Source organism: Shewanella morhuae (genome assembly GCF_900156405.1).
GTDB lineage: Bacteria > Pseudomonadota > Gammaproteobacteria > Enterobacterales > Shewanellaceae > Shewanella > Shewanella morhuae.
On the sequence record NZ_FTNN01000006.1, the window covers coordinates 110,716 to 124,426 of the forward strand.

Sequence of the window (13,711 nt, forward strand, 5' to 3'; positions counted from 1 at the left end):
TGTGAACATTATTACCAGTGCCTTTCCCCAGCGTAGAATGCGCCGCATGCGTAAACATGATTTTAGTCGTAGACTCATGGCCGAAAACCACTTAAGTGTAAATGACTTAATTTACCCAATGTTTATCATCGAAGGGACAAATCGCAGTGAAAAAATCGCTTCTATGCCCGGCATAGAACGCTACACAATTGACTTGCTGCTAAAAGAAGCCGAAGAACTTGTCGAGCTAGGTATCCCATTAATCGCATTATTCCCAGTAACGCCAGCCGAGAAAAAAACACTCCTGGCAGAGGAGGCTTATAACGCCAATGCGTTAGTGCAGCGGGCGGTACGTGAACTTAAAAAAGCCTTTCCACAGCTTGGGATCATGACTGACGTGGCACTCGACCCCTTCACCACTCATGGTCAAGACGGGATTATTGATGAAACCGGCTACATACTTAACGATATCACTACCGACATTCTAGTGAAGCAAGCCTTATCACACGCAGAAGCTGGCGCCGATATTGTTGCGCCATCGGATATGATGGATGGTCGTATTGGCGCTATTCGTCAAGCATTTGAAGCTGCAGGCTATGTAAATACCCAGATCATGGCTTATTCAGCCAAATACTCTTCAAGCTATTATGGGCCGTTCCGTGATGCAGTCGGTTCTGCGGGTAACCTTAAAGGCGGTAATAAACATAGTTATCAAATGGATCCCGCTAACAGCGATGAAGCGTTGCACGAAGTCGCGCTCGACATCCAAGAAGGTGCTGACATGGTGATGGTGAAACCGGGCATGCCGTATTTAGATATCGTCCATCGCGTAAAAACAGAACTAGCAGTACCTACTTTTGCCTATCAAGTGAGTGGCGAGTACGCCATGCACATGGCCGCAATTCAAAATGGCTGGCTAGCAGAAAAAGCGATTGTAATGGAATCACTACTTTGCTTTAAACGCGCAGGTGCCGATGGTATCTTAACTTACTTTGCAAAACGCGCTGCGCAGTGGCTTAAAGAAGCTTAGAGTATCTGTGTGGTAAGCGAGCCGTCATTAAGACTAATGCTATTCACTGTGAAGTGAATAGCATTTTTTATTAAATTACTTTACTACTTTTATACCAATCCGCATTATTTTTTGCCCATATTGGCCCAGTCTCGTATGCACAAACTTTTTACCCTGTCCCTGCGCTAAATAAATGTATTCCAAGCATTGCAACCCTGCTCAACGATATCGTTATAACCGCCAAAACACCTATTTGCCAAGCAGTACTGTCTTAGCCAATGCCATACCAGTTCTATCGGATTCAACTCTGGGGAATAGGGCGGTAATTTGAGAGCTGATAAATTACTGAATTCTTTTGCTATATCATCCGTATGCCAGCCCGCTCCATCAATGATAACAAGTGCATATCTATCCGAATCAGTTGCCTCTGATATTTGCGTTAAGTGTTGCCTCATTGCATCTTAATTAACGAAAGGCGTGACCAACGCTTTTGTTGCCCCCGTAGCTGGGCACACAGCACCAAAGAGTTTTGGGTATTTAAAACGACTTACCATAAAATTAAAGCTAACTATTTCAATGTATTATACCAATAATTTAGATGTAACGAATGCCTAACTGCTGTTCTATATATGACTGAATGTCTAGTCCGGTTAATCGCCTGCTCTGATCGGCTTGATTGGTCTATATATTGATAGAGAGCCTGCTTTTGGTGTTCGTCGAGTTTACTCGCATTGGTCGAACTCATATTGGCTTTCAAGCCACCAAGACCCAGATTTAAGTAGTTTTTAACCCATTCATTGACACTGCGACGACTGACCTTAAGTTGGCGATCGACTTGAGCAGATTGTGACATTCCAGAAAACAAGAAACAGCCAATATGCGAATGCGCATACGGGCATCTTTTTCTAACTTTGATAGTTTAATGAGCTCAACAGACGTGTAATTTTTCACAGTATGCAATGATTTGAAAATGGTAAGTGTATTAGATCACAGTTTAATACTGTTAATACGGATTGGTATTAATCCACTAATGGTGCTTCCTTCCTTCATGCGTTCGACTGATATAGATAATATGCATAGTAATCAGTTGCGGAATAGGTCTTTACGTTGATAGGATTTTATCATTTGCGTAGTACGATCACCAACTCAGTTCTGACACAACCTAATTGAGTATAAATGTATTAACGTGAATTTATATGCATAAATAAATCAGAGGTAATGATGAAAACTAGCTATTACTTTATTATTTTCACGTTAGGATGTAGTGCTTACTGTTACGCAAAACAAGACTATTCTTGCTTAACTATTGAGCGCACTTATAGGGATAACGGTGAACTTCTCGGCGCAGAAATGCAGAGTAAAAACTTTGATGCCAACATTATGAGTCAAATAATTTACACTAGTAAAGTATGCGCGCCCACTCAGGATATCGACAACCTACCCTCGCCCTCTGCTAATTCGCCCAACGTAGGTGACACCCGCAGCGTGAGTCAAGCAAGCCTAGGAGTCCAACGCGAATGGGTGCAAGAGTTTAGTGATCATGGCTGGAAGATCAAACAATATAATACAATGCTCATTGAACCCATTAAATCGCCTAAGGCGCAAACTAGCAGCAAATAACGATTTGTTTACGGAGTCGCAATGCTGAAGCCGTCATAGCATTTTGTCATTGCAGAAAGCTAAACAGATAATGATTTAGCCCGCTTACCCGCTCAGCTTAAATCATATTGCTCACAATAGTTGGCCAAAGGTTGTGGACGGCCAATTGCATAACCTTGGGCATAATTGATACCTATGGTATGCAACTTATCTATAATATCTTGATTTTCAACAAACTCAGCAACCGTCTCGATACCCATAACTTTGCACACATCCTGAATCGATTTCACTATGGCGTAATCTTTAGCATTCACGGCAAGATTCTTAATAAAGCAGCCGTCGATTTTGACATAATCTACAGGTAATTCCCGTAGATAACCGTAAGATGCGAAACCACTACCAAAATCATCCAATGCAAACGAAAAACCTCGTTTACGTAGTTGTTTGAGCATTTCCATACCACGATTACGATTTTGGATCGCGGTAGTTTCAGTAATTTCAAAGCAAATACATTGACTTGGAATATCAAAAACCTGCTGTTGCTGGATGATATATTCCACCATACCTTCAGCACCCAAACTATTACCCGAAAGATTAATTGAAATACAGTGATCAGGCCAAAGCTTGGAGTGTAAAGACAACCATAAAAAGGCCTTGCGGATCACTTCTTTATCTATATCAGGCATTAACCTAAAACGCTCGGCGGCAGCAATAAACTGTGCAGGAGGCAGAATGCGACCACAGGGCTCTTGAATGCGTAACAAGATTTCCATACGTTGCCGCAGCGAGCCACCGCTTAAACTACGGATTGGTTGGTAATAAAGGATTAGCTCATTTTCTTCAATCGCCTGTGCAATACGCACCGCCCACTTAGGCGCGTTTCGCTGGTAGGTTAGTTCTTTATCTTTATCATCATAAAAATGAATTTGATTAGCGCCCTTAGCTTTAGCGGCAATGCAGGCAATGTCGGCGTCTTTCAATGATTCTTGCGCATTAATATAGGGCGCACGACCAAAAGCAACACCTATGCTTAGACCCACCTTATAATGCGTATTCCCACTGCTCAATACCTGCAATGAGACTTGTAAAATCAATTGTTTGAGTAACTTGGCAACCGATAATGCACTGCGGTCACAAATGACTAAGCCAAACTCATCACCACCAAGGCGTGCCAATAACTCCTGCGGGCCAAGACACGACTGCATCGCTTTAGCAACCATCGCCAGCATACGATCGCCAGCCGCATGACCGCAGCTGTCATTAATCAACTTAAATTGCTCGAGATCAATATAACAAACAGCGATGGTTTGAGCTGAAGCGGTAAATTGGGGTAACTTTTCTTCAAAGGCCTGACGATTCAACAGCCCAGTAATACTGTCAAAACTAGCTTTTTTATGTAGCTGGTGCTTGAGTAATTCTTCTTGAGTGATATCCCGCAGTACCACTACCGTACCGACGATTTCTTTATCGTGACTACGTAAATTGCTGATACTGCGTTCCATAATCCGAGGGGAAGCCGTTAATAGCTTAATTTTGGCTATCTGTGGCGTTGAGTCGCCGCGGTCAATACAGCTAAATACCGCCTGATTAAGTTGCTCACCCGCCTTTAATAAACTCGCCAAACTTTGATCTATCGTCTGGTAACTGTCCACGCCCAACAGCACTTCAGCTCGCGGATTCATATAAATAACCTTGGCATTAACATCAGTTAAAATTACTGCTTCGGCTATTGATTCTAAAGTAATTTTAGCGCGTTCTTTTTGCTGATAAATTCTGGCTAACAGGCGATTAACTCTACTAGCAAGCAGGATGAACTCCTCAACCCCTTCACCCACTACGGGTTGATAGACACTTGCCATAGGATCAACTTGCGCCAATTGCCGCATTAAGTTCTTAAAAGGCTTAAGTAAACCTGCGCGCAGCCAAATATAACCAAGGGCAACAATAAGCACTCCAAGTAAAATAAATCCAAGTGATACCCAATCGAGTTTAAATTTAACCTCTTGAAAAGGACTGTCGGAGAATTGTACTTGAAGATAAACCGGCGCTTCTTTTAACAGACTTGGGATTTCAATCGCATCATTATAAGTACCATCAACCTTTGTCGGAGCTATATTGACATGGCTTATCGCAACCTTAGCCACCAAGGAGGCTTGAGCATATTTAAGTAAGTCACTCTCTGTCAGTTGTCGAACTAACAGTACATATTCATTGGGTGCAGAAGCCACTGCGGTGACCACATAAGCCTGAGCATCAATCACATAAGCGCCTGCAATACTTTGTTGGCCAGCACTACTGATAGCGCTGGCAATTCCCTGCAATTTATCCTTACTTAAAGGATGTTGATTGGGGAAAAACTCTGCAGTTCGCCATCGCGCAAAATATACCAACCAAGATTGGCCGATATAGCACTCTCGTGCCACGAGGACTCCAATTTTTTAAGCTGATCTTCATCAAATTGAGATAAAGGTAAAGCGTAGATATTATTGAGAAAGGTTAAGCGGCTGACATCAATTTGAAACTGTTGCTGAATATTAGCAAGCTCATGCTTAGCACTGTCTTGACGTAATAAATCGATGCGATGGTCGTACCAACAACCCAGACAATAGGAGACAATCACGACCGCTGGGAGACAAAAACCCGCAATAAACGCCAATATTTTCTTGCCAATGTGCATTTCATTCCACAGCTTATGATGACTAAATTAATTCACGATTTTGCATACCACTAGATAGCGCCACGCAACATATCTCAATTACGCTTAATATTAAACATCACTTCGCTTTACTCGTTGTAAAAGTAAGCAATAGCATGCAATTAAATCAACATTTCATCCTTGATTTAAAACATTAATTATCTCAATAACGGCTTATGAGGGGTCATTCTATTTCGATGATGCAGGTAATATTTGATATGGTAATAACGTTAAATACGCCGATGAGTTACATCGTACCTACCGCATAATAATCAAATTGAAGACCAAAATAAAACAGGCCCGCAAGCGGGCCTGTTTTATTAAAGTGAAGCTTATTTATGATACTGCTTAGATTGCGCATGCACAGCTTTGATAAAGGCACCGGCATGTTCTGGATCTACATGCTGATGAATACCGTGGCCTAAGTTAAATACATGACCAGTACCTTCACCGTAACCGGCTAGAATATGACCGACTTCTTCTTCAATACGAGGAATCGGTGCATATAACATAGATGGATCCATGTTGCCTTGTAGTGCCACTTTATGACCTACACGACGACGGGCATCGGCAATATCCACAGTCCAATCTAAACCTAATGCATCACAACCCGTTTCTGCCATGGCTTCTAACCATAAACCGCCACCTTTGGTGAACAAAGTCACTGGGACTTTACGACCATCGGCAAAGCGAGTCAGACCGTCGATAATCTTCTGCATATAACGCAGCGAAAATTCACGATAAGCACTGTGCGATAACGCACCGCCCCACGAGTCAAAAATCATCAAAGATTGTGCACCGTTGGCAACTTGGGCATTCAAATACAAAATAACTGAATCAGCCAGCTTATCTAACAGCATGTGTAGTGCCATTGGTTCTGCGTAGGCCATCTTTTTAATTTTTTCGAAAGTCTTGCTCGAACCGCCTTCAACCATGTAAGTGGCCAGTGTCCAAGGTGAGCCTGAAAAACCAATTAACGGTACAGCGCCATTCAGTTCGCGGCGAATAGTGCTCACCGCTTTCATCACATAACCTAACTCATCTTCTGGATCGGGAATATGCAGCTTTTTAATTGCATCGATGGTGTTAGTGGGACGCTGAAAACGTGGGCCTTCACCCTCTTCAAAATATAAACCTAAGCCCATAGCATCTGGCACGGTCAGAATATCGGAAAACAAAATTGCTGCATCAAGGTCATAACGACGTAAAGGCTGTAGCGTGACTTCACAGGCAAGATCATGATTTTTACACAAAGACATGAAGTCACCCGCCTGCGCGCGAGTCGCTTTATATTCAGGAAGATAACGGCCAGCTTGACGCATCATCCACACAGGGGTCACATCAACAGGCTGTTTTAGTAGCGCGCGTAAGTAACGATCGTTCTTTAATTCTGCCATTGGGCTTAGTTCCTAGTCTTATTGAAATCCGCAGGGTCGGTAGTTTAGCATTTACGCGAATAATGTAACCTTTATGTGCAAATTTATGTGACCCAATCGCCATCGTTGATGGCGATTCAATCACATAATGCGCAAAATGCTATGCAGATAACATACTGCAGTGTTTATTCGTAACAAAGTCACACTCAGATAGAAAAAAGTTGCGCCCGTTCCCTGCCTTTGGTATAAAAAGTCTGCGCTAGCAAGAACAATCAAGAAGCTCCTATAATCGAGCCTGCTATAAACGTTACTCGCCCAACGATAGGTTTCTATCGTTGGGCTTTTTATTTGTATTTTTTTAGACAAAACAACTGGTTTGTCCATTTACCATTATTCTCAATCTACATAATAACAGTTGATCGAATAGCAACTAGTCCCTACATTAGAGTGATGTATAGGCACTTCAAATGGAATGCATCATGCTGAGAAAACTTGAGAAAGCAGAACAAAAATGGGGCGGTTCTAATAAGCTGATTGATCAATGGCTAAAAAGTCGTCGCAAATTGTTAGTGCATTACTGCCAAATTGCCGGGCTCCCTCCCTACGGGAAATCAGAAAAATCTCTTCCTTCATTTGAAAAAGTTAAAATTTTCTGTGATTTATTAGTCGACTATGTCTCCGAAGGACACTTTGAGATCTACGACACCGTCGTCAATGCCTGTAGCGAATACGGGGAGTCGAGCAAAACTCTGGCGCAGCAAATGCTACCGAAGATCACGCCAACGACTAATATTGCATTAGATTTCAACGATAAATATGCCGAGACTCAAGACGATCAGGTATTTTCCCAACTCGATAAAGACTTATCTGAGCTTGCTCATAATATGGAAACTCGTTTTGAACTCGAAGATGAATTACTTGAAATGCTGTACCGTAAGCATTCTGAGAATAGCCAACAAGCCTAAGTTATTTTATCAGTAGACTTAGCCAGCATTGGTCTTTACTCTAAAAATCAAAATGTTTATTGTAAAATAGATAACAAAAAGCCAGCTTTCGCTGGCTTTTTTACATCAGATTACCTTAACGGTAATCGATTACACAGCTGTCTGGAAAATCACTTCCGCAGCTTTTTTAGTGTAAGACTCAATTTGATCGAAGTTCAAATAACGGTAAGTGTCAGCGGCTGTCGCATCTAACTCTTTAGCGTATTCTTGATACTCTTCTGGTGATGGCAAACGACCTAACAACGCAGCAACCGCAGCCAGTTCAGCAGAGGCTAAGTAAACATTAGCGCCTGTACCTAAACGGTTAGGGAAGTTACGGGTAGAAGTCGATACCACAGTTGAGCCTTCAGCTACACGTGCTTGGTTACCCATACACAGTGAACAACCTGGGATCTCGATGCGCGCGCCTACACGACCAAAAATCGCGTAGTAGCCTTCTTCAGTCAGCTGGTCTCTATCCATCTTAGTCGGTGGAGCAATCCACAAACGCGTTGGCAGTGTTTTAGCAAACTTGTCTAACATTTTACCGGTGGCACGGAAGTGACCGATGTTAGTCATACAAGAACCGACAAACACTTCGTCAATCTTAGTTTGCGCAACCGATGACAACAATACTGCATCATCTGGATCGTTTGGCGCACACAGGATTGGCTCTTTGATGTCGTTTAAATCGATTTCGATAACCGCAGCATACTCAGCATCTTTATCGGCGCTCATCAGCTCAGGGTTAGCTAACCAATCTTGCATCGCTTTGATACGACGCTCGATTGTACGACGATCGCCGTAACCTTCAGCAATCATCCACTTAAGCATAATGATGTTTGAGTTCAGGTATTCAATAATCGGTTCTTTGTCTAACTTAATCGAACAACCCGCTGCAGAGCGCTCAGCCGATGCATCAGACAGTTCGAAAGCTTGTTCAACTTTTAACGTTTCAAGACCTTCGATTTCTAGTACACGACCAGAGAAGATGTTCACTTTACCTTTCTTCTCAACGGTCAACATACCCAACTCAATGGCTTTAAGTGGGATAGCATGCACCAGATCACGCAATGTGATGCCAGGTTGCATTTTACCTTTAAAGCGCACTAATACTGACTCTGGCATGTCGAGCGGCATAACACCCGTCGCCGCAGCAAATGCCACTAAGCCAGAACCGGCAGGGAATGAAATACCAATAGGGAAACGTGTATGTGAGTCACCACCAGTACCAACGGTATCAGGTAGTAGCATACGGTTTAACCATGAATGGATAACACCATCACCTGGACGCAGTGAGACACCGCCGCGGTTCATGATAAAGTCTGGCAGTGTGTGATGCGTGTTCACATCGATTGGCTTTGGATAAGCCGCCGTGTGACAAAATGACTGCATCGTTAAATCAGCACTGAAACCTAAACAGGCTAAATCTTTCAGTTCATCACGGGTCATAGGACCAGTAGTATCTTGTGAACCCACTGAAGTCATCTTAGGTTCGCAGTATTGGCCAGGACGCACGCCATCTACGCCGCATGCTTTACCAACCATCTTCTGCGCCAGCGTATAACCTTTACCGGTATCAGCCATATCTTGTGAACGCACAAATACGTCTGATATGTCCAAACCTAACGTTTCACGGGCTTTGTCAGTTAAACCACGACCAATGATCAGTGGAATACGGCCACCAGCACGCACTTCGTCTAACAGCACTTCAGTTTTTAGGCTGAACTCTGAAATCACTTCGTCGCTATCGTGGCGCTTGACTTGGCCTGCATATGGGTAGATGTCAATCACATCGCCCATTTCCATCTTGTCGACATCAAGCTCGATTGGCAGTGCGCCCGCATCTTCCATAGTGTTGAAGAAAATCGGTGCAATTTTACCGCCAAGGCAGAAACCGCCCGCGCGCTTATTGGGCACAAATGGAATATCATCACCCATAAACCACAGCACTGAGTTAGTGGCTGATTTACGTGATGAACCCGTACCGACAACGTCACCCACATAAACCAATGGGAAACCTTGAGTTTTTAATTCTTCGATTTTTTTAATCGGACCAACAACACCTGCAACATCAGGCTCAATGCCATCACGGGCATTTTTCAGCATAGCCAACGCGTGTAATGGAATATCTGGACGTGACCATGCATCAGGTGCAGGAGATAAGTCATCGGTGTTGGTTTCACCAGAGACTTTAAATACTGTTAGCGTCACTTTATCAGCCAGTTTAGGACGGCTTAAATACCAATCCGCATTAGCCCATGCTTCAACTACTTGCTTCGCAAATTCATTACCCGCTTCCATCTTCTCCACCACATCGTGGAAAGAATCAAACATCAGCAAAGTATGCGATAAAGCTTTAACCGCTAATGGCGCTAATGCTGGGTTATCCAACTGCACGATCAGTGGTTCGATGTTGTAGCCGCCTTGCATGGTGCCTAATAACTCAGTCGCACGCTCAGCAGATAAAATCGGTGACGTTGCAGTGCCCTTGGCAACCGCATCTAAAAAAGCAGCCTTAACATAAGCGGCTTCATCAACACCTGGTGGAATTCGATTTTCTAGCAGGTCGAGAACGAAAGCCTCTTCACCTGCGGGTGGATTTTGAATTAACTTAACCAGTTCAGCCACTTGATGTGCATCTAATGGCTTAGGGACTACGCCCTCTGCAGCACGCTCTGCGACGTGTTTACGATATGCTTCTAGCACGGCAACATTCCTCTTTTTTTGGCGCTCTAACAACAAACTGTATGTCTTCTCAATAGAAGCAGACAGTCCGACATGATCGACCCGTATTTCTGGCCTGCAGTATACTACAGCTTTGCAAAAGTATGAATCTGGTCACACTCGGCAGAAGGCAAAATAAGGACTAAATCCGCCGACGATGGTTAACTTACTCGAATATTAAAACGAGTGAAATTAGACAATAGTTTGAAAACAGTTAAAAAATCATATCTCACAACTGCTTAACGAGATTTACTAAATTTAAAATCAAACCGCTGTTTTTCTGTATTCGCACTCAAATATATGTAAATTTTCTTATATTGCGGCCTCTTGGCTTTTAAGATCCTAAGCAAAAACTTACACTCGGGTTCAATAAAAGATATTCATTCCTATTACCTCAGCAGCGGAGTACCCATGACATCCCTAAGTCTTCAAGCAGTTATTTTTGATATGGATGGCGTTTTAATCGATTCTGAGCCCCTGTGGCAACAGATAGAGTTGGAAGTGTTATCAGCCTTAGGCGTCCCGGTTACGATAGAAGCAATTCACCAAACGACTGGCTTGCGTATCGACCAATGTGTCGATTATTGGTATCGCAGAGCGCCTTGGCCTCATTATGATAACGCCAAGGTCAGCCAAACGATTGTAGATAAAGTAGCGCGGGAAATTTCACGCAGCGGCGAAGCCATGCTCGGTGTGCACCAAACGATGGCACACTGCCAAGCGCTGGGGCTAAAAATCGGTTTAGCAACCTCCTCATCCACACCGCTCATTGAAGCGGTATTATCAAAACTGGCACTGGGCGATAAATTTATGTCGGTGCAATCTGCCGAAAATCTTACCTATGGTAAGCCGCATCCTGAAGTGTATTTAAACTGTGCGAAAGCGTTAAATGTCGATCCTCGCTACTGCTTAGCCATTGAAGACTCTTTTAATGGTTTAATCGCTGCCCGCGCAGCCAATATGCAAACGGTTGCGATTCCTGCGCCAGAGCAACAGGGTGATTCAAAATGGGTCATCGCTCACCATCAAGCGCATAGCTTGCTAGATTTACCTGCTATTTTGGCAAATTATGTATAACGATGTGCCATAAAAACACGGCAACAAATCTGCTTATCAATAAATAACCTGAACTCCGGTTAAATAATTTCACCCTCAAAAAAGCCAGACAATGTCTGGCTTTTGCGTTTAAATTGAAGCTTAGATAATCGCTTGCGTTACCAAATTTTCACCCGATCATTTGGTGTTAAATACATTTGGTCACCCTCTTTCATCTCGAAGGCTTTATAGAAGGCTTCCACGTTACGTGGTGTACCCATAGCGCGATAATGACTCGGTGAATGCGGATCTGTGAGCAAACGGCGGCTCAACTCCTCATCACGGTAGTTACGGCGCCATACCTGCGACCAACCCACAAAGAAGCGTTGCTCACCCGTTAAGCCATCGAGCACTGGTGCGGGTTTACCGTTGAGGCTCATTAGATAAGAACGTGCCGCAACAGTTAATCCACCCAAGTCACCGATGTTTTCGCCAAGGGTTAAATCTCCATTCACAAATTGCCCAGGTAGCGCTTCGTAGCCCGAATATTGGGCTGACAATTGCTTGCCACGCTTTTGGAACTCTTCGCGATCTTTATCCGACCACCAATCACGTAGGTTGCCATCACCATCGTATTTGGCACCTTGGTCGTCAAAGCCATGGCTAATTTCATGTCCAATTACCGCGCCAATGCCACCATAGTTGACCGCATCATCGGCATCCATGTTAAAGAATGGCGGTTGCAAAATCGCGGCTGGGAAAACAATCTCGTTTTTCACCGGACTGTAATAGGCATTGACCGTTTGTGGCGTCATGCCCCATTCAGTACGGTCGATTGGCTGACCTAGCTTGTTAATCATGTCTTGATATTCAAACTGGGCGTAACGCATATAGTTACCGACTAACTCGTCAGCCTTGATATCTAAACCCGAGTAATCCTTCCACTTATCTGGATAACCAATTTTATAGGTAAATTTGGACAGTTTTTCTTGGGCAGCAATTTTCGTTTCTGGCGTCATCCACTCAAGTTCATTAATGCTGACTTCAAAACCTTTTATCAGGTTTTTGATCATGGTTTCCATGCGTGCTTTGGCTTCAGGTTTAAAATATTGTTTAACATATTCTTCACCCACCAGCTCACCAATCACTTGGTCGGCACCATCCACGGCTTTTTTCCAGCGCGGTTGCTGCTCTTCAATCCCCATTAGAGTTTTACTCTTAAAGGCGAAGTTCAAATCGACAAAGTTTTTACTGAGCAGCTCTGCGTAGCTATCGACCAAATGGAAGGTGAGATAATCCTGCCAAGCTGCAACGGGAAAACTGTCAAAATTAGCACCAAGCTTTTCAAAGTAAGAAGGCTGACGCACAATTATGTCTGTTACTTTATCGTCTAAGCCTGCACTTGCGGCAAAGGCATTGATATCAAATTGACCCGTTAGCTTTTGCAGCTCAGCGCGATCTAACTTGTTATAAGCCTTATTGGCATCGCGAGACTCCACACGGCTCCACTGGCTTTTTGCAATCATCATTTCAATATCGGCGACACTTTTAGCCGCACGTTTGGCATCTTTATAACCCGCCTCGGTCAATAAGTCGGTGACATATTTCGCCATTGCTTGGCGGTTAGCGGCAAACTTAGGGTCATCTTTAAGGTAGTAATCGCGATCTGGCAGCGTCAGCCCAGATTGACTTAAATACACCGCATATTGTGTTGAGTTTTTGGCATCATTATTAACGTAAAAACCAAAAGGAATACCCGAGCCATGAGTCAACAATGCTCCCATGACCCCGGGTAAATCGCGATGTGTTTTCACCGAGGCTATATCGGCAAGCAATGGTTCGAGAGGAGCTGCGCCTAAGGTTTCTAGTAAATCGGTATTCATAAAGCTGGCATTGAAATCACCGATTTTCTGCTCATTAGAGCCTGCTGCGGGATTCTTTTTAGCCGCCGCTTCGTCGATGATTTTTTTCAATGCGTCTTGGCTTTGATCGTACAAAACTGAAAATGCGCCGTAGTTCGACTTATCTGCAGGAATAGGCGTATTGGCGAGCCATTTACCGTTAACGCTGTAATAAAAATCGTCTTGATGGCGAACTGAGGTATCAAAGTTTTGTAATTCAATACCAGATACGGCGGCGACTTCAGTTTTAGGCTCAGTACTACAAGCCGCTAAACCTAAACCCAAGGCGATGCCTAGTGCTAGTGTGCTTATCTTTTTCATAGTTTTCCCCAGCTTCCATTGAGAGTGTTATTATTTTTCCAGTAAAACCTTAACATTTTGCATGCATTGCCTGTAGTCTCATTTTG

At 43.5% G+C, this 13,711-nt stretch carries 7 protein-coding genes and 2 pseudogenes; 4 read left to right on the forward strand and 5 right to left on the reverse strand.

The window, feature by feature from the left end:
- Position 1 precedes the first annotated feature (1 nt).
- A complete protein-coding gene (gene hemB / locus BW947_RS09110; protein ID WP_076498728.1) occupies positions 2-1,009 on the forward strand; it encodes a porphobilinogen synthase in 1,008 nt (335 codons plus the stop codon).
- Positions 1,010-1,173: 164 nt separating this feature from the next.
- On the opposite strand, the pseudogene BW947_RS09115 reads toward hemB, so the two are convergent.
- Positions 1,174-1,521: pseudogene (locus tag BW947_RS09115) on the reverse strand (transposase); the annotation flags it as partial.
- Positions 1,522-2,209: 688 nt separating this feature from the next.
- On the opposite strand from BW947_RS09115, the gene BW947_RS09120 reads away from it, so the two are divergent.
- Positions 2,210-2,608 carry a hypothetical protein gene (locus BW947_RS09120; protein WP_076498733.1) on the forward strand — a complete coding sequence of 133 codons (399 nt, stop codon included), beginning with the start codon at positions 2,210-2,212 and terminating at the stop codon, positions 2,606-2,608.
- Positions 2,609-2,700: 92 nt separating this feature from the next.
- Here the strand turns inward: BW947_RS09120 and BW947_RS09125 are convergent.
- Together BW947_RS09125 and hemE are read right to left on the reverse strand one after the other, a co-directional pair.
- Positions 2,701-5,264 (reverse strand): annotated as a pseudogene (locus BW947_RS09125) (putative bifunctional diguanylate cyclase/phosphodiesterase).
- A 350-nt stretch (positions 5,265-5,614) separates the two neighbouring features.
- Positions 5,615-6,679 carry a uroporphyrinogen decarboxylase gene (gene hemE / locus BW947_RS09130; RefSeq protein ID WP_076498735.1) on the reverse strand — a complete coding sequence of 355 codons (1,065 nt, stop codon included), beginning with the start codon at positions 6,677-6,679 and terminating at the stop codon, positions 5,615-5,617.
- 458 nt (positions 6,680-7,137) lie between these two features.
- Between hemE and rsd the strand changes: the two genes are divergently transcribed.
- Positions 7,138-7,623, forward strand: a complete 486-nt coding sequence (gene rsd / locus BW947_RS09140) for a sigma D regulator (protein ID WP_115406853.1) — start codon at positions 7,138-7,140, stop codon at positions 7,621-7,623.
- Positions 7,624-7,752: 129 nt separating this feature from the next.
- Here rsd and acnB read toward each other — a convergent pair whose 3' ends face one another.
- Positions 7,753-10,350 carry a bifunctional aconitate hydratase 2/2-methylisocitrate dehydratase gene (gene acnB / locus BW947_RS09145; RefSeq protein ID WP_076498739.1) on the reverse strand — a complete coding sequence of 866 codons (2,598 nt, stop codon included), beginning with the start codon at positions 10,348-10,350 and terminating at the stop codon, positions 7,753-7,755.
- A gap of 429 nt (positions 10,351-10,779) precedes the next feature.
- Here acnB and hxpB point away from each other — a divergent pair, with 429 nt between their 5' ends.
- Entirely contained in the window at positions 10,780-11,445 is a 666-nt protein-coding gene (gene hxpB / locus BW947_RS09150) for a hexitol phosphatase HxpB (RefSeq protein WP_076498741.1), read from the forward strand.
- A 137-nt stretch (positions 11,446-11,582) separates the two neighbouring features.
- Here the strand turns inward: hxpB and BW947_RS09155 are convergent, their stop codons facing one another.
- Positions 11,583-13,625, reverse strand: coding sequence for a M13 family metallopeptidase (locus tag BW947_RS09155; protein WP_076498743.1), 2,043 nt, complete (start codon positions 13,623-13,625; stop codon positions 11,583-11,585).
- Between the last annotated feature and the right edge of the window lie 86 nt (positions 13,626-13,711).